Consider the following 24,500-nt stretch of genomic DNA (forward strand, 5'->3'; position numbering starts at 1 on the left):
CTCCAACTTTAGGGGAATGCATAACCAGATAATAGTTTATCCCATACATAATCATGTCAACGCCATTTTTGATGAACTCGTAAAAACTCGGTTTGTCTGTCCTTTTTGGAGGGGCTTGCCGGCGGGGAGGGAGGCGTGATAAGGTTGGGTTTATTTTTAAAGGAACAGGGACTGCCGCGTTTTTCGATGCCGCCAGGGGTCAGAAGTGCGCTGCATGGAGGAGAGCGTGTCATGAAATGCGGAAAAGAGCGTGTCGCAAAGGGGTTGGTGATGATGTGGGCCTGCCTGGTCCTGGGCCTCGCCGCGACAGCCCCGGCTGACACGATCACGATTGTCGCCGATGAATGGTCGCCCTATAACGGCAACCCCGCTTCGAACAAACCGGGCTACGGCATTGACATCGCCAAACGGGTGTTCGAAACCGAAGGACACACGGTTGTCTATACCGTCATTCCCTGGAGCCGGGCGATTCTGGACACCCGGGAAGGAAAATACAACGCCGTCATCGGCGCTCTCAGGGAGGATGCCCCCGATTTCATTTTTCCGGATGAGGCGTTCGGTCTTTACCGGAACGCCTTTTTCGTGAAAAAAGGGCATCCCTTTCGGTATCGCGGCCCCGAGTCCCTGCTGACGGTCAGGGTCGGCCTGATCAAGGATTATTCCTATGGCGAACCCCTCGATGCTTTTTTCTCGGCCAACAGGCACCTTGTCCAGTATTCCTATGGCGAGGACCCCCTTGAGATAAACATCAACAAGCTGCTCCTTGACCGCTTCGATGTGCTTGTCGAAGACATGAATGTCTTTCGTGAAAAAGCACGCGTCATGGGCGTCTCCGATCAGATCGTCACGGCGGGCATTGCCGGGAAAGGCCATTTTGTGTACATTGCCTTTTCTCCCCGTATCGAAAAATCGTCACGCTATGCCGGCATGCTCAGCGCCGGAATCAGGCGATTGAAGGCCTCAGGCGAACTGGACAGTATCCTTGGCGCATACGGCTTGTCTTATTGGAAGTAAAAAAACGGCAGACCTTAGGGCGATCATGGCCGACGACAACAAAAAGAATGACCGGCATCCCACCGAATCCATCCTCGAAAGTATTTCGGACGGGGTCTTTACCGTCGACGCCGAATGGCGCATCACCTCCTTCAACCGGGCCGCCGAAGAGATCACCGGAATCTGCCGCAGCGAGGCCATCGGCAGGCGCTGCTCGGACGTGTTCCGGTCAAGCATGTGCGGGGCCGATTGCGCATTGCAGCAAACCCTTGCAACCGGTCGGCCCATCATCGGCAAATCGGGTTTTTTCATCGACGCCGGGGGGAACCGGGTCCCGATCAGCGTCTCCACGGCGGTACTCAAAGACAGCGGAGGCCGGGTCATCGGCGGGGCCGAAACCTTTCGGGACCTCTCCGAGGTCGAGGCCCTGCGTTTGGAACTGGAAGGACGGGTCCGCCTGGGGGACCTGACCAGCCGAAGCCCCCTGATGCAGCGTCTGTTCGAGGTCCTTCCCGCCATTGCCGCCAGCCCGAGCACCGTCCTGATTTCCGGCGAAACCGGAACCGGCAAGGAACTGATGGCCCGGACCATCCACAGCCTCAGCCGGGTGAACAAAGGACCCTTCATTGCGGTCAACTGCGGTGCCCTGCCCGATTCCCTGCTTGAATCGGAACTGTTCGGCTACAAGGCAGGCGCCTTCACCGGGGCGACCAAAGACAAACCCGGACGTTTCGCCCTGGCCCGGGGCGGAACCCTTTTGCTCGACGAAATCGGAGAAATCAGCCCGGCTCTGCAGGTCAAACTGCTGCGGGTGCTTCAGGAGAAGGTCTACGACCCCCTGGGCGCGACCCGGCCGGAGACCGCCGACGCCCGGATCATCGTGGCCACCAACAAGGATCTGGCCGATCAGGTCCGCCGGGGCCTGTTCCGGGAAGACCTCTACTACCGGGTCAATGTGGTCCGGGTGGAACTGCCGCCCTTGAGGCGGCGCAAGGAGGATATTCCCCTCCTGGCCGAACAGTTCACGGCCCGTTTCAACCGCCTGCACGGCAAAGCCGTCGAAGGATTCGACGCCGAAGCCCTGTCCCTCCTGATGGCCCACCACTGGCCGGGCAACATCCGGGAGCTTGAAAACATCATCGAACGATCGTTCATCCTCTGCAACGCCGGCCTGATCGGCATCGCCCACCTTCCCGGCGAACTGACGGCCCATGGCGCTTCATCAAACGGCGGGTCCACCATGAAAAAGGCCCACGATATCCTGGATGCCCAGGCCATCCGATCGGCCCTTGATCGCAACCGCGGCAACCGCCTGGCCGCCGCCCGTGATCTGGGTATTCACAAGACCACCCTCTTTCGCCGCATGAAGAAGCTGGGCCTGCCCCTGCCCGACAAGGACGGCCGCAGCGCCCGAAGACAGTAGCATTTGTGAACCAGTGCGCCACCCATACAGTAGCGCATATGCAACTATTTGGCCATCAAACATCCTGTCGATAATTCATTTTATTCATCAATAACAATATCTTGAAATAAAATATCCCATCCGGGCCGCTCTGGCATCCCCCTTGCTCTATAAAAGGGTAACGCAAGGAAAGGACAGGGTCGTGAAAACAGCTTTCGCCTATTGGGACAACCGAATCGCACCGGTCTTCGATACCGCCCGTCAGATTCATATCGTCGAATCCGAGGGAAGGCGTGTTGTCCGCGAATCCCACAGCCCTCTGCCCGACGAATCGCCTTGGGCCAAGGTCGGCAAACTCGCTGAGCTGGGCGTTGACACCCTGGTCTGCGGAGCGATTTCACGATCCCTGGCCGAGTTGGTCGAGGCCAACGGCATCGCGATCGTTTCCTTCGTGACCGGAAGCCTGGATGCGGTCATCGGAGCCTCTCTCCGGGGGGGGCTCAGGCGCAAGATGTTTGCAATGCCGGGCTGTCCGGACCGGGGGCGTCGCACCCGGGGGGGACACCCTTTCCGGCAGACCTCGGAAAAAGCCGTGGGACGGCGGCAGGGCCGGGGCCGCCCCCCGGCATCGGGACCGTCGGGCCGATGCGTCTGCCCGACATGCGGGCATACCGAAACCCATATTCCGGGTATGCCCTGCGTGGAACGAACCTGCCCGGCATGCAAAGCGGTCATGCGACGGCAATGACCCTTAACGGATAGAAGCCCCCCCGTCGGAAAACGGGGGCCGTTTAAAATCAAACAAACAACACACAAGGAGGACATATCATGCCACGAGGAGATCGCACAGGACCCAACGGAATGGGATCCATGACAGGACGCGGTGCAGGTTACTGCGCCGGAACGGGCGCCCCCGGATTCGCAAACGGGGCTCCCGGACGGGGTCTGGGCCGGGGCGTTGGCGCCGCCGGTCGTAACGCCGGATACGGCCGACGCTACGGCGGTTTTGGGCCGGGCAGGGGACGGGGTTTCGGCGGGTTCACCGGCGGGGGCGTCCAGGCAAACCCGGCTGCGGACACGCTGAATCTGAAACAGCAGGCCCGGGAGTTGAAATCCAGGCTTCGCACCATTGAGCAGCAGCTGGCGGCCATGGGGACCGAACCGGATGAATCCTGACCCAACGTCGTGACGGCGTCGACCACACCGGCGCCGTCATCCCCCCGACCGGACACGACAACACCGTGAGCCGTTCAAACAGAGGAAACGATGCATCGCGCCATCGTTTTTTCTGTTTGAATGGAATCCCGGGGTCACGGGCCTTGAAAATCAAGGAACGCGCCCTGAGCAATCAGATGGACCGCAATTCACACGGAGGCACGACAACCATGAGTCAGGCGGATGTCACAAAAAACGAAAGCAAAAAGACCACCTGCCGCAGCTGCACCAGCAAAACCTGCCCGGCACAGACCCAGCGTCATGACGAAAGCGACGAGGAGTTCGCCGATCGGCAGAAACTCCAGTCCCGGCTTTGCCGCATCAAACACAAAATCGTCGTTCTCTCGGGAAAGGGCGGGGTCGGCAAAAGCACCGTGTCGGTCAACCTGGCCACGGCCCTTTCCATGGCGGGTTATCGGGTGGGCCTTCTGGACATCGATATTCACGGCCCCAGCATTCCGACCATGCTGGGCATCGCCTCCCGGTCCGTCGAAGCGGACCATGAAGGGCTTTTGCCCATCGAGGTCAACGGGCTCAAGGTCATGTCCATCGGTTTTCTGCTCGAAAACCAGGATGAGGCCGTGATCTGGAGGGGCCCCCGGAAAATGGGCGTGATCCGTCAGTTCCTGAGGGATGTGTCCTGGGGCGATCTGGACTATCTGATCGTGGACTCTCCCCCCGGCACCGGTGACGAGCCCCTGTCCATCTGCCAGATATTAGACACCCTGGACGGAGCGGTCATTGTGACCACCCCCCAGAAGGTCGCCTCGGTGGATGTCCGAAAATCCGTCACCTTCTGCAACACCCTTAACGTTCCGGTTCTGGGCGTGGTCGAAAACATGAGCGGGTTTGTCTGCCCCGCCTGCGGGACCGTCACCCATATCCTGCCGTCCGGGGGAGGACGGGCCCTGGCCGAAAGCATGCACGTGCCTTTTCTGGGCGCCATTCCCATGGATCCCGCTGTGGCCCTGAGCGGCGACACCGGTCAGGCCTTTGTCGCAGGCCATGCCGAAAGCCCCACGACGTCCGCCATGCAGGACATCGTCAGGCCCCTGATCGAGGCGGGCGGGCGGAAGGCGGCGTCATGACATCTGCCTCCGTCACCCTCACCCTCCTTGTCGACAACCACTCGGAAAACGGCTGCCGGGCCGAACACGGATTTTCCATGTGGATTGAAGCCGACGGCCGAAACATCCTGTTCGACACCGGCCAGACCCACGCCTTTTACGCCAACGCCAAACGCCTTGGGATCGATGCCGACCGCGCCGATCTGGTGGTGCTCAGCCACGGTCACTACGACCATACCGGCGGCCTGCCCCACGCCGTCCATCAGGATCATCCCGTCCATCTTTACGGCCATCCGGGCATCGTCCGGCCCCGGTACAGCATCAGGGAGGGCGTCGCCGCGCCCATTCACATGCCCCGCCCCTCCATGGTGACGATCGACCGGCTGCCCCGGGAATACCTTCACTGGGTCCACCGGCCCATGACCCTCACGGACCGTATCGGACTCACCGGCCCCATTCCCCGGCTCACCGGGTTCGAGGACACCGGCGGGCCCTTCTTTCTCGATCCCGCGGGCCACAGGCCGGACCCCATTGACGACGATCTGGCTTTGTGGATCAACACCGACCTGGGACTGGTGGTCTGTTGCGGATGCTGCCACAGCGGACTGATCAACACGCTGAACCGGGTGAGGGCGCTTACGGACGAGCCAAGGATCCGGGCGGTCATCGGCGGTTTTCACCTGGTGAACGCCGACGAAGGGCGTCTGGAACAGACCGCCGCCGCTCTGAACGATCCGGCCGTCGCCGCCGTCATCCCCTGTCACTGCACGGGAGATGCGGCGACAGCGTACCTTGAGAGGGCCCTGGGGCCCAAGGTCCTAACCGGCGGCGCGGGAAAGGTTTTCACGTTCTGAGACCGGCTGCCCCTTATTCGTGAGGTTCGCCTGTTCCGAGCAGCCGGGCCGCGGCGGCCAGAAGGGCGTGAAGATCAAGGGGTTTGCTCAGAAACGCCGAGGCTCCGGCGGCCTCGGCGGCCTCGCGGTCTGCGGCCATGGCCCGGGCGCTGATGACGATCACCGGAAGGCCCGACAGACGAGGATGTCCGCGAATCTGTCCAAGCACGGAAAGGCCGTCGCATTCGGGCATGGCGATGTCCAGAATCAGAAGGTCGACATGTCTCCGTTCGTCCAGGCGTTTGAGGCACTTCGCCCCGTCACCGGCCACGATGATCTCGGGGCCAAAGGGCTGGAGGTGCTGAATCAGGGCATACACGGTGCGCATGTCGTCATCGGCGAGGACCAGGACCTTTCCCCGGAGGAACCGTCCCGTATCCGCCGAGGGGACACCGGCCGGAACCCCGGGCGGTGCCGGCGCATCGACCGGCTGCTTTGAGGACTTGTCAAACGAATGATCGGGAAGGTAAAGCGTGAAGACGCTTCCCCGCCCCGGACTGCTTTCGACCAGGATATCCCCGCCCAGCAGCTGGGCCAGAACCCGGGACACCGGCAGGCCCAGCCCCGTCCCGCCGTACTGCGACGCGGTATGGGGTTCGGCCTGGCGGTACTGCTCAAAAATCATGCCCCATTTTGCCCGATCGATGCCGATACCGCTGTCTTCCACCACAAAGGCCAGGGTCTTTTCGTGCGCAAGTCCGGCCAGGCCGATCATCGACAGGTCCTCCGACGGATCGGGACGCCTGATGTGCAGACGCACATAGCCGCGGTGGGTGAACTTGACGGCATTGGCCACCAGGTTCCGCACAATCTGTTCGAGTTTCTGGATATCGGTCACAAAGGTTCCCGTCAGGCCCGTCTGGGGCCGGATATCGAAGGCGAGTCCCTTGACTTCGGCCATTTCACGAAAATACCCGCTGATTTTACGACAGAAATACTCGATGCTCACCCGGGTCAGGTGGACCTCCATGCGACCGGCTTCGAGCCGTGACAGATCGAGCAGATCGTTGATCAGTTCAAGAAGGTCCCGTCCGGCGTCCCGGATAACGGCCGCGTATTCCGCTTCCTTGTCCGACAGACGGCCGGAGCTGTTCCGGGCCAGAAGCTCGGACAGAAGGATGATGCTGTTCAGGGGCGTCCGGAGTTCGTGGCTCATGCCGGCGAGAAATTCGGATTTGTGCCGGCTGGACTCCTCGACCAGCCGGGCCTCCTGTTCGATGCGTTTCTTGGCCGCTTCGAGTTCCCGGCTTTTTTTCTCGATGATATCCTTCTGGCGCCCCTGTTCGGCATAGGCCGCCTGAAGGGCCTGTTCGGCCTGCTTGCGTTCGGTGAAGTCGCTGCCCACGGCCAGGACGCAAAGCTCATCGTCGATCATCAGGGCATCCATGGAAAACATCGCATAGCGCGTTTCCCCGGCCTTGTTCTTCACGATCAGTTCAACATTCTCGATGTGGCCGGTGTCGCGGATCAGGGTCTGGATTTTTTTCCGCTGGGACCTTTCGGGATACAGATCGAGGTCGATGATGGTGCTGCCGATCAGCTCATGGGCCCCATAGCCGGTCAGGCGGCAGGCCGATTCATTGGCATCGATGATGCGGCCCTCAAGCACGGTAAACAGCACCATGATCACCGAACTGGAATGGAAGGCCTTGTAGAATTTCTCCTCGGAATCGCGCAGCATGGGCTCTTCGCCGTCACGTCCGGGGTCGTCGGCAGATCGTTGCATGGGGCCTGAATCCTTTCCTTGTCGCGGGGTGTCTGTCCTTAACGGCACATCTTCTTCATGTTTAACAGGTCACGCCCCGTCCGTCAAACAAAAGGATCACGTTTAAGGGAACGAGAAGGCCCGCCTCACCGATTCCGCGTTCGTCCCCCGCCCGTCGTTCAAAATAGGGGTTTACATTTATCCGGCCCATTGATAATATATTCAAATATTTTCAGGCCATTCCATCCGTTTGACCCCAGGCGTCAAGGCGGGCCGCAGAAGGAGGCATGGGCCGGATGCCTCTCCCCGCCGCCTGTTTTTCGATGATTTTCCGGTGACAGCCCGGGCATCGTCTGTTCACCGTCGCAAGGAGCCCGATATGAGCATGCACCCCGACAATCGCCCCTCCCTGTCCCTGGCCGCCGTCCGGCCGTCGCGGCAGACCCTGTTTATCGCCAACAGTTTTTTCCTGATTGTTCTGGCCTTCGTGTCCGGTTACAACTTCAAGGGCTACACGATAAGACGGGACATGGAGGCGTCCATGGCCGAATCGGCACGGTATCTCGAACGTATCCGGGCCAATTACGAGGAAGCCAACGCCATTTTAAGCGATCTGGACCGGACCTACCGGACCCGATTCGAAACCCGGATCGACCCGGCCCTGATTCCCCCGCCGTCGGCGCCTGTCATGGCGATGCCGCAGGCGGCGGTCCCGGCGGACAGTCCGGCCCCGGGCCTTCCCGCAGCCGCCGGCGCGGATCAGGCGGAGAAAAAACCCGACGTCCTTGCCGTTTCTCCCCCTGCGGCCCCCGCGGCGCCTCCTGCCGTCATTCCCCAACAACCGGACCCCTCCCAGCCCCACGTCCACGTCCGCCACATGGTCATGCACGGCGATATGCTCTCGGCTCTGGTTCCCAAACGGGAGATGCCTTTTTTCCTCTATGAAAACCCGACGATCACCGATCCCGACCGGATCTTCCCCGGCCAGACCATCCTGCTCCGGGTGCCCGAGGTTCATGTCCGCCGGGGGACCTACATGAACCGGTATTTCATCCGACCCGCCGAGGGCGCCTCAGGGAAAAAGGATCTCCGCCTGGTCCGGCATCTGACGATTCCCGAGCATACCGGCGTCCTGGGCTTTCTGATCCGGGAAAACCCACAGACGGTCAGGCCGGACACGGTGCCCTTCATCGATCTGTCCCGCACCGCCCCCGTCCTGATGGACCGACGGCTTGGCGGCAACCGGGGTGCCGCCAATATTCTGTCCCGGGCAAGAAGGATCGGCGCCGACCACGGGCCCATGCTTTTCATAACCGACACCATCCCCCACACGGCATTGAAAAAAACCTACCGGGGCATCCGGGAATCGGGATGGACGGAGCCGGCCGCCCACGACCGGGCGATCCTTGAAATCCTGTCGGCGTATTACGAGGCGCAGACGAACCGTCCGCCCGACCGGGAGCCGATCCACTTTTTCATTTTCGGAGACACCGTGGTCCAGGCCGCCTGCCTGGTCCCCGAACATTTTGAAGACAGACCGGACAAACCCCGTATCCGGATCGCCGTGGCCTACGCCGGCGTCCGAACGCCCCGGGCCCTGTCCACCCTTCAGCAGGCCCTGGGCATCTGCCGGGTTCAGCCGGGAGAGATGACCCTGGTCCGGTCGGGAACCCTGTCCGGCTTTCTGCCGAAGGCCCGCGAATCTCAAAAAAAAGTCAAGCAAGGACCCGGATCAACCGATAAACCATAAAATGCAAATCAAGGCGGAATGGATGAACGACTTACGCGAAACGCCACGAATCGACGCCGGCCAGATGATTGTCATCCGTCCCGAAGGCAGCCTATCCGGCCCTCCCGTCCAGGCGATGGTTCTGAACATGAGTCTGGACGGTGCCCTGATCGAGACCCGTGACCCTGTCTCCTGGGACGCCATGGCCCTGACCAATGAGTACAAGCATCAGCGCATGACCGTCCGGGCCAAGGTGGTGCATCAGGACGATTTCAGCGGCGGGGCCTTTCTGTTCGGACCCCATCGCACCGGCCTGCGGTTTCTGGACGGCCATGACATGACCCGGGAATTCATTTTCTCCGTCGTCAAGTGTATGGAAAAAGCCGCCGGCGGATTCCAGGCCGACGGCAGCGATCTGCCGTCCGACTGGATGGATACCAACCAGATCAACGCCGAACTGTTTTCACTGGACGCCCCCGACGACGAGGAGATGCCCGCACCGTCGCGGGAAGCGGTCAGGGCTCCCACCATCCGGGAGCAGAAACCTGAGGCCCCGGCGCCCGTCGCCGATGCACCGGCCCCTGCCGCCGTGCAGCACCGGCAGGCGATAAGGCCGGTCGAGACACGGCCCAGGCCCGCCGAACCCAAACGGAGGAGGTTCCCGACGATCCCGGTTTTTCTGGGCCTCGCCCTTCTGGTCCTGGGGGCATCGTTGATGGTTTTTCGCCATCCCGCGCCCCAGACCTCAAGCGAGCCGACCTGGATGGAACGGCTGGGCCTGGACCTTCCCTTCGTCACGCATCGGTCTCCGTCGTCCGAAACGCCCCCGGCCGCTCCGCCTCCGGCCGCCCTGGTCCGTGAGACCATCTCGGGCACCGCGGTGACCGGTGACAGCCTGGGAACGATGTTCGTGATTCGCGGCATGCTGACGATACGAAAAGCCTATCCGCCCGAGGGAATCCGAATCCGGGCCGCCCTGCTCGATGCATCGCGCAAGCCCGTGGCCGACGTCGAGGTGATGCCCGGCCACCGGGCCGATGACCGGCAGGTCGCCCGATTCGGCAAGGGCGATCTTGATCGCATCGCGCAGGTGCTGCCCGAGGTCCGAACGGGGGACCCGGTCCCCTTTCTGGTTATTTTTCCAAACGTTTCAGGAAGCATCGAATCGTATACCGTCGAACTCACGTTCAAAGACCCATGACCCTGTGAGGCCCATGCACATCAGACGTTTTGCCGAAAAAATCATCGGCCTCCCGGCCGGCCTTCCCGACGACGATGCGTCGCTTCGTGACGAGGATCTTGCGGCCGTCAACCGGCTGCGGTCCGTGACGGTGCTGACGCTGTTTTTCTGTCTGTCCCAGCCGGTTTTCGTCCTCGTGTACCTGGTTTTGGGCAACCCTGTTCTCTCCGGATTTTCGGCCCTCTGCGGTGTGGCGGCCCTGGCCTGCCTGATCTTTCTCAAAACGACCCGGCGGTCCGTCGCGGCCGCCCACATGCTGGCCCTGGTGTTTACCGCATCGATCCTGGTCACGGCCGCCGGAACCGGGGGCGGAAAGAGCCCCGTCCTCATCTGGCTGATTCTTCTTCCGGTGGGGGCGGGCTTTGCCGTCCATGCCCGTGCCTGCCTGGTTTACGGCCTTTTGGCCGCACTGATCGTCTTTTTTTTTCATGGATTTCATCGTCCCGCCGACGCAGCGGCGCCGTTTTTCGACCACCGGTTCTTCGCCCTTCACCTGTTGTCCCTTCTGACCGTGACCGTGGGCCTGGTCTTTGCCTTCCAGAAACGCCAGACCGATCTTCTGGCCCGGGTGTCGGACTCGGAAAAAACCTTCCGTGACCTGTCGTTCAAGGCGGAGAAAGCCAGTGAATTCAAAAGCGAATTCCTGGCCAACATGAGCCACGAAATCCGGACCCCCATGAACGGAATCATCGGAATGATGCATCTGCTTCTGGAAACCCGCCTCGACCAAAACCAGGAGCACTACGCCCGCATCGTGTTCAACAGCGCCCAGGGCCTTCTGACCATTCTCAACGACATTCTGGATTTTTCCAAAATCGAGGCGGGCAAACTCGACCTCGAAATCCTCGATTTCGATCTTACCGTGGCCCTGTCGGACATGAACGCCATGTTCACCATACAGGCAGAGCAAAAGGGCATCGGTTACACTTTCACCGTGGAGGCCGGGACCCCGACCCTGCTCCGGGGCGATCCGGGGCGGGTGCGCCAGATCCTGACCAATCTCACGTCAAACGCCGTCAAATTCACCGATATCGGCACGGTGTCGGTGTCCGTGTCCTCCGTCTCCGATGATCCGGAGAAGCCGGTGCTCCGCTTCCGGGTGTCCGATACGGGCATCGGTATTCCCCCTGAAAAAATCGACGGGTTGTTCGACACCTTCACCCAGGCCGACACCTCCACCACCCGCATGTACGGCGGCACCGGCCTGGGGCTGTCCATCTGCCGCCTGCTGGTCCAGATGATGAACGGCTCTATCCGGGTCGAAAGCGAGGAATTTATCGGCAGCACCTTCGAGGTCACCCTGCCCTTTGAGCCCCGGCAGCCCGACAGCCGGGCCGATCTTTCCATCGGCGGCTCGCTGCGGGGGCGGCGCATTCTGATCGTCAGCGAAAACCGGACGGTGATCGAAAGCCTGACCCGTCAACTGGACGGCTTGGGGCTTTTTATCGAATCCGCCGACGCCCTGAACAAGGTGCCCGGAAGGCTCGAACAGGCGGCGGCCGAAAACCGGCCCTTCCACGCCGCCCTCCTGGACCTTCAGAAACAGGGAGCCTGTATCGAGCGCATGGGTCTGGCCGTCAAACAGCAGGCCGCCATCCGGGAAACCGACCTGGTACTGATCACCGCCAACGGGGAAAAAGGCGACGCCCGACGGTTCGAGGAGGCCGGTTTTTCCGCCTACCTGAGCAAACCCGTCCACGCCGCCCTGCTCATCGACTGCCTGAGGGCCCTGACCACCCGGAAGGACCGGGACGGGTCCGCCGCCTTCTCGCTGATCACCCGGCACAGTCTGGCGGAAAGCCGAAAACGGAATCTTTCCCTGCTGATCGTGGAAGACAACGACACCAACCTGATCGTGGCCCGGGAACTTCTGGCCCGCATGGGATACCGGGCGGACAGCGCCCGCAACGGCAGGGAGGCGGTCGAGGCCTGCGGGACCAGACCCTACGACCTGATCCTGATGGACTGCCAGATGCCCGTCATGGACGGGTTCGAAGCCACCCGGGCCATCCGGGCCGCCTCCGGATACGAAAACCGGCCCGTCATCGTCGCCATGACGGCCAACGCCCTGTCGGGGGTCCGGGATCAGTGCATCGAAGCGGGTATGGACGATTACATCACCAAGCCGGTCAACCCCGACGACCTGAGACGGGTGCTCAGCCGCCACACCCGGCCGGACCTGGCCGGCGCCGCCCGCGACACCGATGATATCCCTAACGAGCCGCCGAAAGAACCTGCGGCGGTCGGCGAGGCGGTCTTCGACAGAGACGCCATGCTCAGTCGCTTCGGCCAGGACCGGGAACTGGTTCGCGTGGTGCTCGAATCCTTTCTTGAGGAATCGAAGGGCCTGATGAACGGCATCGAAGACGCCGTCGAGGCCCGGGACACCGACGCCATGGAATCGTTGGCCCACGCCCTCAAAGGATCAGCGGCCAACGTCAACGCCGCGGCCCTGACCCGGACGGCCCGTCGCTTCGAAACGGCGGCACGGCAGAACGCCTTCGACATCCTGCCCTCCCTGCTTGAGGAGCTAAAGCGACACTACGCGCGATTTACAAAGGAGATCTCACCATGATGCAACTGGAATCCTTGTCGATTATGATCGTCGACGATATGGAAAGCATGCGGAAATCCATCCGGGGCATGCTCAAAATGCTCAACATCGGAAAAACCGTCCGCCTGGCCGAAAACGGACGGGAGGGCTGGCGATTGCTCAACGACGTTCCGGTGGACATGGCCATCATCGACTGGAACATGCCGGTCATGAAAGGCATCGAGCTTCTCGAACTCATCCGGGGCAGCAAGGAGCACCGGGACATGCCGGTGATCATGATCACGGCGGAGGCGGAAAAGGAAATCGTGGCCGAAGCCGCCGAATCCGATATCGACGGGTACCTTCTCAAGCCCTTGACCACCCAGTCCCTGGACGAAAAAATCCGGAGCGTCATCGCCCTGGCCAACCAGCCGGCCCCGGCCACGGTTCACATGCTCAAAGCCCGGGATTTCGAAGAAGCCGGGGACCTTTCTTCCGCCATCGCCGAGGCCAAGGAAGCTCTCAAGGGGCGACCGACCTCCTCGCGCATTTTACGGAAACTCGGCCAGCTGTATTCGGCCATGGGCAACGACGACGTGGCCGAAAAATGCCTTCAGAAAGCCGTCTCCGTCAACAGCCATGACGCCGTCAGCCGATATATTTTAGGTGAACTCTGCCTGAAAAAGAACGATCTGGCCGGAGCCATCAAATACTACGACCAGGCCATCACCATCAGTCCCCGGAACATCTCCAAGGGGGTGGACCTGGGCGAGGTCCTGCTCAAACAGGGCATGGGCACCGAGGCCATGGCAATCTTCGAAAAGGTGATCCGCTATTCGGGCAAAAGCCTGATGCAGACGGAAAAGGTCGTGGAATGCTGCATTGCGACAGGCGAATACCGCTACGCCATGGGTCTGATCGAAGGAATTCTCAAGGACAACCCCACCCGCTTCGATCTGCTGTTCACCCTGGCCGGCCTTCACGAACGCTGCGGCGACACCGCCTCGGCCCTGGCCTGCTACAAGGAAGTGGACGAGGGCTCGCCCGACCACGTGGGAGCCAAGCTGGCCATCGCCAAAATTTATTTCTACCAGAAAAAAACCTTCGTGGTCGAAGATTACCTCAAGCAGGTGCTCACCCTGGAGCCGGACAACGTCGAAGCCAGGACCCTGTTGAAAAACAACCTCTGAGCCGGTCGTTCATGGCCGGATGAATAAATAATGCGGCCGAAAAGACCCGCATACAAACGTTCTTCCTACCCGTACACAAGGAGACAAGCATCATGATCAAGAACCTGAGAATCGGCGTTCGTCTGTTTGTCGGTATCGGCTGCGTTTTAGCCGTCATGGTCGTCGCTCTGGGCCTTTATGCCCTGACCCTTTCCCGGACCGTGGACCGCTTCGATCACATGATGGCCACGGAAATCACCATCCGGCAGAAAGCGGGAGAGATTCAGCAGTTCATGCTCCAGGCCAGGCGGTCTGAAAAGGATTTCCTGCTGCGCAAAGACATCACATACAAAGCGGATGTGGAAAAAGAGATCGCCGCCCTGCTTGCCGCCAACCAGACCGTCATGGACACGGCCACATCCGCGGGCATTTCCGAAGCCCTTGCGCACGGAACGAAAATCCAGGGTTTCGCCAGGGAGTATCTCGAGCATTTCACGGACCTGACCGCCGCCCATGAAACCATGGGGCTCGATCACACGGCCGGTCTCCAGGGCCGTTTCAGAGCAGCCGTCCACGACCTCGAAGCCAGGCTCAAACACTACGAGGTCGAAACCCTTTTCGTGGACCTGCTCCAGATCCGGCGTTTCGAAAAAAATTACGTCATGAAACCCAATGCGGCGGATCTGAACCAATTGAGGCAGGCCCTTGACCGGTTCGTTCAGGAACTGCCGGCATCCGGCCTCGCGCCCGAGGTGAAGACGTCCTTTTCAGAGGCCCTCCGGACCTACACAAACGCCCTGGACCGTCTTGCGGGTGGCGCGGCCGCAGCCTATGGCGACATGCAGGCCGCCGCCCGGACCATCGAAACCGGCCTCAACGAATACTATGTTCCCGGCATCAGGGCGGACCTTCTGATGATCAGGCGTCATGAGAAAGACTACCTGCTGCGGGGTGAGAAAAAATACGTCGACCAGACCCGGGGCGCCGTCAAGGCCCTGGTCCAAAGCCTGAACGGCTCCGGCATAGCGGATGACAGTAAGGCGGACCTGGTCCGGCAGCTCGACCGGTACACCGAGGCCTTCGATGCCCTGGTCGCCGAACAGCAGACGGTCGACGCCCTGATGCAAACCATGCGCAGCGCCGTCCACAACATCGAGCCGGAAGTGGCCGAACTTGCCGCGGACGCCGCCCGGCGGGCCGAAAAAACCGCCGCGGAAGCAAAAGATGCCGTTGCCTTTGACGGCGCCCTGGCCAAAATTATCGGGGTCATCGCCGTCATCATCGGCATGCTGGTCGCATGGTTCATGACCCGAAGCATCTCGCTGCCGGTCCAAAAAATCGTGGGCATCGCCCGGGACATCGCCGGCGGCGATCTGACCAAATCCATCGACATCGACCAGAAGGACGAAATCGGCATGCTGGCCCTGGCCTTCCGGGACATGCAGGAAAAAATCAACACCCTGGCCTCTGAAATCAAAGACCTCACCGCCGGCATCCTGAACGGAAAGCTGGATACCCGGGCAGACGGGAAAGGGCTGGACAGAGGGTGGCTGGACCTGATCACCGGCCTCAACGGCCTCATCGAGGCCTTTGTCAAGCCCATGAACCTGTCCGTCCGTTACATGACCGATCTGTCCGTCGGCGTGATTCCCGATAGAATCACCGACGATTACAAGGGGGATTTCGACAAGATCAAGATGAGCATGAACCGCCTGATCGACTCCATGCATGAAATCACCCAGGTGGCCATCCGCATGTCCGAAGGCGATCTGATGGTCGACGTGAAGGAACGCTCCGACAACGACACCCTGATGGCGGCCTTAAACGGCATGATCCACAGCCTGAAACAGGTGATGACCGAAGTGAACCAGGCCTCCGGTTACGTGGCCGCGGGCAGCCAGCAGATGAGCAGCACCTCGGGGCAGATCGCCGCCGGCGCCTCGGAGCAGGCCTCATCCATCGAGGAGGTATCCTCGTCCATGGAGGAAATGAGCGCCAACATCCGGCAGAACGCCGAAAACGCCCAGCAGACCGAAGCCATCGCCGTCCAGACCTCCAAGGACGCCCAGAAGGGCGGCGAGGCCGTGGCCCGGACCGTGGCGGCCATGAAACAGATCGCCGAAAAAATCAGCATCATCGAGGAGATCTCCCGCCAGACCAACATGCTGGCCTTGAACGCCGCCATCGAGGCGGCCCGGGCCGGGGAACACGGCAAGGGCTTCGCCGTGGTGGCCGGGGCCGTCCGCAAACTGGCCGAACGAAGCCAGACCGCGGCCGGAGAGATCAGCCAGCTGTCGATGACGAGCGTGGGCATTGCCGAGGAAGCCGGTCAGATGCTGACGAAGATCGTGCCCGACATCGCCCGCACCGCCGAACTGGTTCAGGAAATCAACGCCGCCTCCAGCGAACAGGATTCGGGGGCAAGCCAGATCAACAGCGCCATCGACCAGCTGAACAGCGTCATTCAGCAGAATTCCTCGGCCTCCGAGGAAATGTCGTCCACGGCCGAAGAACTGTCGGCCCAGGCCGAGCAGCTGCGCAACATCATCTCGTTCTTTAAACTCGACGACGACCGGCCGGAACAGACCGGAAAACGGCGTGCCGTCGGCATGAAGCCCAAGGCCGAATCAAGCGGCAGAAAAAAAATACCCGCCCCACGGGACGACCAACCGGAAAAAAAACACATCCGCGGGATCGCCCTGAGCCTGGATGAACATAAGGCCATGGATCTGAACGACGAGGATTTCGAACAGTACTGATCATCGAAATCGAACGGACAAAAAAGGCTGCGGCGTTTCGAACACGCCGCAGCCTGAAACCGTCAGACAGGACCGTGCATCACAAGGAAAGGTCCGACTTCTCCGAATCGATATAGGCATGGGCCGCAGCAAGGCGGGCGATGGGAATCCGGTAGGGGGAGCAGCTCACGTAATCCAGGCCGCACTCGAAGCAGAAACGAACCGATGCGGGATCGCCGCCCTGTTCGCCGCAGATGCCGATTTTCAGGTCGGCCCGGCTTTCCCGTCCTTTGGTCACGGCGGTCTGGATCAGAAATCCCACCCCCTCCCGGTCGATGGTCTGAAAGGGATCATGGCCGAAAATCTGCCGGTCGATGTAATGGCTGAGAAAACCGCTGAAATCATCCCGGCTGATCCCGTAGGTCATCTGGGTCAGATCGTTGGTGCCGAAGGAAAAAAATTCGGCGACCCGGGCCATTTTCCCGGCCTGGATGGCCGCCCGGGGCGTTTCGATCATGGTGCCGAATTTGTAGACGATGCCTTCGACCTTGTACCGGGCCACCACCTCCTCGTACACGGCGTGAACCCGTTTTCGGACAAAGCCCAGCTCGTTGACCTCGCTGGTCACCGGAATCATGATTTCCGGCTGGGGCCGCCGTCCTTCCCGCGCCAGTTCGGCGGCGGCTTCGAACACGGCCCTAATCTGCATGTCCGTCACCTCGGGATAGCTGATGCCCAGACGGACCCCCCGGTGACCCATCATCGGATTGGATTCCATCAGTTCATCACAGCGTCTGCGGACCTCATTCTGGTCGATATCCAGAGCCTTGGCCAGCTCCAGCTGCTGACCCCGGGTGTGTGGGACAAATTCATGCAGGGGCGGGTCAAGGGTGCGGATGGTCACGGGCAGGCCGTCCATCACCTCCAGAGTTTTCCGGATCTCGCGCTTGACAAAGGGAAAGAGTTCGGCCAGGGACCGCCGACGTTCCCGCCCCGAGGCGCTTAAAATCATCTTGCGCAGCAAAAACAACGGTTCATCGGAATTGGCCCCGTAAAACATGTGTTCGGTCCGAAACAGGCCGATGCCCTCGGCCCCGTGCTGAAGAGCCAGACGGGCGTCTTCGGGCGTGTCGGCGTTGGCCCTGACCCCCATGGTCCGGTACCGGTCCACACGCCTCATGAAATCCTTGAACCGGGGATTTTCCGTGGCGTCTTTCATGGAAAGTTTGTCTTCGTACACCAGTCCCCGGGTGCCGTTCAGGGTAAGGATGTCCCCCTCGCCGAAGACCTTCTCTCCGATTTTCATCTTGCGGGTCACGGCATTGATATCAAGGTCACCGGCCCCGACCACGCAGCATTTCCCCCAGCCCCGGGCCACCAGGGCCGCATGGCTGGTCATGCCCCCCCGGGCCGTCAGAATCCCCTGGGCCGACCGCATGCCCTCGATGTCCTCGGGACTGGTTTCCTCCCGCACCAGAATCACGGGTTTTCCCGCGGCGGCCCACCTTATGGCGTCATCGGGGGTAAACACGATATGGCCGTACGCGCCGCCGGGTCCGGCGGGCAGTCCCCGGGCCAGCACCTCGGCGGTTTTTTCATCCTCGGGGTCCACCACCGGGTGCAGCAGTTCGTTCAGCTGGTGGGGCTTGACCCGGGTGATGGCGGTCACCTCGTTGATCAGCCCCTCCTGAAGCATGTCCATGGCCATGTTCAGAGCCGCGGTTCCGGTGCGTTTGCCCACCCGGCACTGAAGCATGTAAAGGCGCCCCTTTTCGATGGTGAACTCGATGTCCTGCATGTCATGGAAATGGACTTCGAGCTTGCGCCGGATGTCCGTCAGTTCCCGGTACACCTCGGGCATCAGGCTCTCCAGCGACGGCAGGTCCTTGTTCTGATGGGTTTTGGTGGCTTCGTTGATCGGATAGGGGGTCCGTATGCCGGCCACCACGTCCTCACCCTGGGCGTTGACCAGCCATTCCCCGAAAAACTCGTTCTCACCCGTGGCGGGATTCCGGGTGAAGGCCACCCCCGTGGCCGAATCGTCGCCCATGTTGCCGAAGACCATGGCCTGGACCGTCAGGCCCGTGCCCCAGTCGTCGGGAATGTTCTCGATGCGCCGGTAGGCCAGGGCCCGTTTGCCGTTCCAGCTCTTGAACACGGCCCCGATGGCCCCCATCAGCTGCAGGCGCGCCGAATCGGGAAACTCCGTCTTCAGGGTCTCACGCACACAGGCCTTGAACGCCTCGCAGATCTGTTTGAGGTCTTCGGCCGGAATGTCCGTATCGACGGCGTAGCCCCTGTCTCTTTTCCATTCGGACAAGATGGCCTCCAGGCGATCGCGGATGCCGTGTCCCTCGTCCGGGTCCAGGCCCTCGGCCTTTTCCATCACCACATCGGCGTACATCATGATCAGACGGCGGTAGGAATCGTAGACAAAGCGCTCGTTGCCGGTCTGGCGGATCAGGCCGTCGATGGTCCGGCTGCACAGCCCCACATTGAGGACCGTCTCCATCATGCCGGGCATGGATTGCCGCGCGCCGGACCGGCAGGACACCAGCAGGGGGTTTTCCGGATCATCGAACAGGTGGCCCATGGCCGTCTCGACACCGGCCAGGGCCTGGTCCAGCTCTTTGTCAAACCCGTTGGGAAACAGGCCGCCGGACTGCAGATAGTGGTTGCAGCACTCGGTGGTGATGGTGAATCCCGGCGGGACGGGAATCCCAAGAATCGCCATTTCCGACAGATTTGCGCCCTTGCCGCCCAAAAGTTTCATCTGGGAGGCGCCCCCTTCGGATTCACCGCATCCAAAACTGTAGATATATTTTTTCATGGGAAACGATCTCCTTTACAACGAAACATCAGATGACGGCCGGCCGGGACGGCCCGAAGCCCCCCCGATTGGCTGTTTTTGCGATCGGGATCAGTCGTCCGGACGGGTTTTTGACCGACCCTCGACCAGGGCCACAAGGCGGTCGGCCACCTGTTTCATGGCCTGGGCCTGGGCGTTCATCTGCTCGGCGGCACCGGCGGACTCTTCCGCATGGGCCGCGTTGGCCTGGATAACGGTATCCATGGACGCCATGGACGAGGAAAGCTCAACAATCCCTTCTGCCTGACGTCCCGAGGCGGCAGCGATGTCGTTGACCAGGCCGGCCACGGTGCTGACGGAGCGCGCCACCTCCGCGAACTCCCCATTGGTATCCGCAACCAGACGACGTCCCTGGTTGATCTTCGTCACGGTGTCCTCGATGAGCCCGGCCGTGGTTTTGGCGGCATCGGCCGCCCGCACGGCAAGATTCCGGACTTCTCCGGCCACCACGGCGAACCCGGCCCCGGCCTCCCCGGCCCGGGCCGCCTCCACCGCAGCGTTCAAGGCCAGCAGGTTGGTCTGAAAAGCGATCTGGTCGATGGTTTTGACGATGTTCGAGATTTCCCTGCCGACCTCGGCCAGATCGTTCATGGACGCGGTCAGCCCGGCCATGGATTGTCCGGCCCGCTCGGCCAGGCTGTGGGACTCCCGCATCAGACGATCCGCCTTGCCGGCATGATCGGCATTCTGCCTTATGGTCATCGACATGTCTTCGATAAACGAGGCGGTCTGTTCCATGGACGCCGCCTGTTCGGCCGTGCCTTCGGCCAGGGCCTGACCCGCCCTTTCCACCTCACCCGATGCGGCGGTCACCTGCCCGGCGCCTTCGTCCAGACGGCCGCTGATGTCCCTCAGAACGGTCAGCATCTCCCGTGAAATACCGTAGGCCAGAAACAGACCGAAGACAAAGGCCGCAAGCCCCAGTACCGTCACGATGCGCCGGGTAAAAAGCGCCCGGTCCAGCATGGCCTGATCGGTCATGATACGGCGACGCGCTTCACCCCGGAGATCCGCCAGAAGGGCCTGGACCCGGGACAGGGCCGGAAGGGTTTGAGACGAATAAACGGCCGCGGCCTCGGTCATGCCCCGAAGCCGTTTTTCCGATTCGACCTTGAGTACGGTCATCAGATCCAGGGTGGCGGTCAGAATGGGCAGGGTGGCGTCAGAGTAAACGTTCCGGGCAAGCAGGCGACCCGTCTGGGTATTCTCGGCAAGCGCCGCTTCGATCTGCGCCGCGCTCTCATGGAGGGCCGTGTGGACATCGATCAGGGAAAGCCAGTTTTCCTTATACGCCGTACTCCCCTGCTCCAGGGCGATCTGCGCCTCCGGCGAGGTCATCCACCGTCCCAGGCCGCAGCGGGCCGGGTCCGTTTCCACCCCCAGGGACGGTTTGCCGGCGCTGACGGCTTCCTGCACCGTGAGAGCCCATCCCAGATGATCGATGATGCGGTCGGCCAGCACCACAGGCAGGGTGTGATCAGCCTGCTGAAACACCGTTTCGATGGCGACCGCACTGTCGTGGAGATCCTTGTGGGGTTTTTCGACGGCGCTGAACAGAGGGGCCAGGGAGGGCACCAGGGCCTCGGCCCGGGCCCTGCCCTCACCGAAAAGGAAAAGGCCAAAGGCGCAATGATGGTCGTCGGTGGTGACCGTGAGACGGGTCACCGTATCATCGGTCAGAAGGGCGTTGAGCCGGGCCGCCCAGTTCAGGTGATCGACCTCCATCCGGGCCAGATCTCCATCCAGGCGATTGCCGCGAATCACCTGGTCTGCGTCACGAACCATGCCGCGGATGCCCTGGATACTCGCAAGGGCCAGGGCCGAAAGCAGAACGAGCACCGTTCCGTAGCCCACGGCGGTCTTTTTTCCGAAGGACAGGTCGCGCCAGCCCATGGTCACCCCCTGCTCCCGGACGGCCGAGGGGCGTTACGCCCTGGGAGCATTGTCCTGTTCAGTTATCAGGCCACCTGCTCGATGGCTGAAATCTCCTCGGCGTTCAGGACCCTGTCGATGTCCAGAAGAATCTTGACACCGCCGTCGAGTTTGGCCATCCCCATGATGTAATCCGTGTCCAGCCGGGTTCCGAAGGCCGGGGTGTCCTCGATGTCGTCACCCTTGACGTTGAGCACCTCGGACACGGAATCGACCACGATGCCGATCTGGACCGTTGCGGCCCGTCCGGCGATCTCCACCACGATGATGCAGGTCCGCTCGGTGTACTCGATGCCTTGCATGCCGAACCGCAGCCTAAGATCGATCACGGGAATCACCTTGCCCCGAAGGTTGATCACCCCCTTGACGAAATCCGGGGTCTGGGGAACGGTGGTGATGGGAAGCATCCCGATGATTTCCTTGATCTTCAAAATTCCGATGCCGTATTCCTCGTTGGCCAGAGAAAAGGTCAGGTATTTGCCTTCGCGCCTGTTCATGGCCTGTATGGCCTGTCCCATGACCGTTGCGTCATTGTCCATGGTTGTACCTCCGTAAGATCTGTGTTTCCGTGATCAGCCGTGACCCCGTCATTAAAGGGGGGAGGGCCCCGGACGACCTGTCCCGGGCCCCTCCCCTTTCACTTTCCCTGAGCAATCAGAAATCCGTGAAATCATCGTCCATGGGAATCACCTGAGACGGATGGGGATCCTTGGCCGCCGTCTTGGTCTTGGTTTTTTCCGGAAGGGCAAGGGCCTTGTTCCGACCGGTCCGTTTGACGGAAAGGGCCGGCGCTTTTCGCCTGGAATGGCTTTCGGTTCCGCCGACCATGGCCACCAGTTCGCCCACGTATTCCATCAGCTGGTTGGCCTGGGCGCTCATTTCTTCGGAAGCCGAGGCCGATTCTTCGGCGTTGGCGGCATTCTGCTGAATAACCTTGTCCATTTCCACCGTGGCCTTGTTGATCTGCTCGATGCCCTCGGCCTGCTCGTTGGAAGCCGCCGCGATTTCGCTGACCAGTTCGCCCACCTTCCTCGCGCTGACGGCCACTTCGGCAAAGGCTTCGTTGGTGGAATTGACCAGAGTCGAGCCCTCGTTGATCTTCTTCACGGTGCCCTCGATCAGCGCCGCCGTGTTTTTCGCCGCTTCGGCGGCCCGCAGGGCCAGGTTCCTTACCTCGTCGGCCACCACGGCGAACCCGGCACCCGCCTCACCGGCCCGGGCCGCCTCCACCGCCGCGTTCAGGGCCAGCAGGTTGGTCTGGAAGGCGATTTCATCGATGGTCTTGATGATCTTGGACGTTTCCTCACTGGCCCGGGTGATCTCGGCCATGGACCCGGTCAGTTCGGTCATGGAGCCGTTGGCCTTGTCCACGGTCTCGTTGGCGTTCTTCATCAGATTGTTGGCTTCTGACGCGTTGTCCGCGTTCTGCTTGGTCATGGAGGACATTTCTTCCAATGACGAGGAGGTTTCCTCGATGGAGGCCGCCTGTTCGGAGGCCCCTTCGGCCAGGGTCTGGCTGGCCATGGACACCTGGCCCGACGCCGAGGCCACCTGGTCGGAGGCTTCGGACAGACCGGCGATCACCCGGTTGATGGGTCCCGTGATGCTTCGGGTGATAAAAAAGGCCACCAGGATGCCGACGATGACGGCGATGATGAGCCCTGCGATCATCATGGTGGTGGCGGCTGACAGGGCACTGACGGCATCGGCGGCGATGGTGTCGGTGGCCTTCATGCCGGCATCGGCCGTTTCACGGGTGCTGGCGATCAGATCACCGCCCGTGATGGTCCGCTGGCTGTTGAGATCCTGCAGTGCCTGCCAGTTGGCCAGAAAATCGGTCATGGCGGCCTTGTACTGCATGGCAGCCTCCCGGGTCCGGTCGATCTGCTTGAGGTTGACGTCCCGATGGGTGATTTTTTTGAGATCGTCGAATTTGCGGTCCATTTCCTCGAAATTCCGCTGGGCCCGGTTGATCAGGGCCGGGTCCCGCAGGGCCATGGATTTGAAGACGGCGATCCGTGTTGCGTTGCCCAGGTCGATGATGTCGTTGACCAGGGTGATCTTGTCGTGGCGTTCACTGAGACTCTGGGATTTCTGGTTCTGCAGATCGGCCATCTCCCGCTTGAGGCTGGCGTTCTGCTCGGCCAGGAAGTCCTCGCACTGCTTCATGTAATCGGCGGCCGCCTCGTCGAGCTGGGTCCTGTTTTTCGCCATGGCCTCGGTGACGGTCTGGGTCCGTGTGGACTGGGCCATATAATCATTGAAGAGTTTGGTCGCCTCGTCGAGCTGACCCTTGAGCTTGACCAGATGGGCGGCCCGGTTTTCAAGCTCGCGACCGGATTTGATGATGGCCTCGATCTCGGCGGCCTCCTTGAGGGCCTTGTCGTAGAAATGCTTCTCCTCGGTCATGCCGTAACCGCGCATTTCGTACATCAGCCGGTTGACGGCCCCCCGCAGCTCATTGGCCACGGCCACTTCCGGCACGTATTCCCGGGAAAGAATCGTCGAATTCCTCTCCACGGTGGTCATGTTCCAGACCGCCACGGCGCCCAGGACAATGGCGATGAGAATTAAGATTCCGAATCCAAGCGCGATTTTCATTCCCAACTTCATGTTTTTCATCGTGGTCCTCCTGGTTTTCTGAGTCTTGGTCGATCATGAGGCTGACGCCCATGATCCGTTTAGGGGCATTTCATACAACGATTCAGACTGGTTCTTCGGCGATCAAGGCATCGCAGCAGATCCTTTTCAGCGCAACATCCGCACACCGGACGGATCGTGCGGACGAGCGGGACACGTCCCGCTCCATCATGGATGGTCGGGCCGTGATCCGACGACCGGCCCACGGGCAGCGACGCAACGCGAAACACGGATGATCTGTGACAAGAAACAGTCCATGGTAACCGATAAGCGATACGATGGATAAAAGCACACTTCCGGGCTCCGGCAGAATCGTCTGACCGGAACGGGCGACAGGCCGCAACGGATGGCCGGAATCAGAAACGAGCCCGGTTT

Annotated in this window: 16 protein-coding genes; 11 read left to right on the top strand and 5 right to left on the bottom strand. The window is 61.3% G+C overall.

The window, feature by feature from the left end; translation table 11 throughout:
* The first annotated feature begins 231 nt into the window (after positions 1–231).
* The 6 genes from ACYQ11_RS06325 (at position 232) to ACYQ11_RS06350 (ending at position 5,531) form a co-directional block, all read left to right on the top strand.
* Positions 232–1,014, top strand: a complete 783-nt coding sequence (locus ACYQ11_RS06325) for a substrate-binding periplasmic protein (RefSeq protein WP_459922918.1) — start codon at positions 232–234, stop codon at positions 1,012–1,014.
* Between the two features lie 25 nt (positions 1,015–1,039).
* Entirely contained in the window at positions 1,040–2,416 is a 1,377-nt protein-coding gene (locus ACYQ11_RS06330) for a sigma-54 interaction domain-containing protein (protein WP_459922919.1), read from the top strand.
* A 181-nt stretch (positions 2,417–2,597) separates the two neighbouring features.
* On the top strand, positions 2,598–3,143 hold the full coding sequence (locus ACYQ11_RS06335) for a NifB/NifX family molybdenum-iron cluster-binding protein (RefSeq protein WP_459922920.1): 546 nt from the start codon (positions 2,598–2,600) through the stop codon (positions 3,141–3,143).
* Between the two features lie 80 nt (positions 3,144–3,223).
* Positions 3,224–3,571, top strand: coding sequence for a DUF5320 domain-containing protein (locus ACYQ11_RS06340; RefSeq protein WP_459922921.1), 348 nt, complete (start codon positions 3,224–3,226; stop codon positions 3,569–3,571).
* A gap of 209 nt (positions 3,572–3,780) precedes the next feature.
* Positions 3,781–4,698 (top strand): P-loop NTPase, encoded by a 918-nt coding sequence (locus ACYQ11_RS06345; protein ID WP_459922922.1) that lies wholly within the window; start codon positions 3,781–3,783, stop codon positions 4,696–4,698.
* Positions 4,695–5,531 (top strand): MBL fold metallo-hydrolase, encoded by an 837-nt coding sequence (locus ACYQ11_RS06350; RefSeq protein WP_459922923.1) that lies wholly within the window; start codon positions 4,695–4,697, stop codon positions 5,529–5,531. Before ACYQ11_RS06345 ends, ACYQ11_RS06350 begins: the two co-directional genes overlap by 4 nt.
* A gap of 13 nt (positions 5,532–5,544) precedes the next feature.
* Here ACYQ11_RS06350 and ACYQ11_RS06355 read toward each other — a convergent pair whose 3' ends face one another.
* Positions 5,545–7,296 (bottom strand): PAS domain-containing hybrid sensor histidine kinase/response regulator, encoded by a 1,752-nt coding sequence (locus ACYQ11_RS06355; protein WP_459922924.1) that lies wholly within the window; start codon positions 7,294–7,296, stop codon positions 5,545–5,547.
* 358 nt (positions 7,297–7,654) lie between these two features.
* On the opposite strand from ACYQ11_RS06355, the gene ACYQ11_RS06360 reads away from it, so the two are divergent.
* From ACYQ11_RS06360 to ACYQ11_RS06380, 5 genes are all read left to right on the top strand, one after another.
* Positions 7,655–9,025 carry a hypothetical protein gene (locus ACYQ11_RS06360; RefSeq protein ID WP_459922925.1) on the top strand — a complete coding sequence of 457 codons (1,371 nt, stop codon included), beginning with the start codon at positions 7,655–7,657 and terminating at the stop codon, positions 9,023–9,025.
* Positions 9,026–9,047: 22 nt separating this feature from the next.
* Positions 9,048–10,205 (top strand): PilZ domain-containing protein, encoded by a 1,158-nt coding sequence (locus tag ACYQ11_RS06365; protein ID WP_459922926.1) that lies wholly within the window; start codon positions 9,048–9,050, stop codon positions 10,203–10,205.
* Positions 10,206–10,218: 13 nt separating this feature from the next.
* Entirely contained in the window at positions 10,219–12,819 is a 2,601-nt protein-coding gene (locus ACYQ11_RS06370; protein WP_459922927.1) for a response regulator, read from the top strand.
* Positions 12,816–13,967: a response regulator gene (locus tag ACYQ11_RS06375; protein WP_459922928.1), complete on the top strand. Its 1,152-nt coding sequence runs from the start codon at positions 12,816–12,818 to the stop codon at positions 13,965–13,967. Before ACYQ11_RS06370 ends, ACYQ11_RS06375 begins: the two co-directional genes overlap by 4 nt.
* A 92-nt stretch (positions 13,968–14,059) precedes the next feature.
* Positions 14,060–16,705, top strand: coding sequence for a methyl-accepting chemotaxis protein (locus ACYQ11_RS06380; RefSeq protein ID WP_459922929.1), 2,646 nt, complete (start codon positions 14,060–14,062; stop codon positions 16,703–16,705).
* A 79-nt stretch (positions 16,706–16,784) separates the two neighbouring features.
* Here ACYQ11_RS06380 and ppdK read toward each other — a convergent pair whose 3' ends face one another.
* From ppdK to ACYQ11_RS06400, 4 genes are all read right to left on the bottom strand, one after another.
* On the bottom strand, positions 16,785–19,514 hold the full coding sequence (gene ppdK / locus ACYQ11_RS06385) for a pyruvate, phosphate dikinase (protein ID WP_459922930.1): 2,730 nt from the start codon (positions 19,512–19,514) through the stop codon (positions 16,785–16,787).
* A 90-nt stretch (positions 19,515–19,604) separates the two neighbouring features.
* Positions 19,605–21,446 (bottom strand): methyl-accepting chemotaxis protein, encoded by a 1,842-nt coding sequence (locus tag ACYQ11_RS06390; RefSeq protein ID WP_459922931.1) that lies wholly within the window; start codon positions 21,444–21,446, stop codon positions 19,605–19,607.
* A gap of 65 nt (positions 21,447–21,511) precedes the next feature.
* Complete coding sequence (locus ACYQ11_RS06395; RefSeq protein WP_459922932.1) at positions 21,512–22,024, bottom strand: chemotaxis protein CheW; 513 nt, start codon at positions 22,022–22,024, stop codon at positions 21,512–21,514.
* A gap of 115 nt (positions 22,025–22,139) precedes the next feature.
* Complete coding sequence (locus ACYQ11_RS06400; protein ID WP_459922933.1) at positions 22,140–24,107, bottom strand: methyl-accepting chemotaxis protein; 1,968 nt, start codon at positions 24,105–24,107, stop codon at positions 22,140–22,142.
* Between the last annotated feature and the right edge of the window lie 393 nt (positions 24,108–24,500).

This window comes from Desulfatiferula olefinivorans (assembly GCF_054657895.1).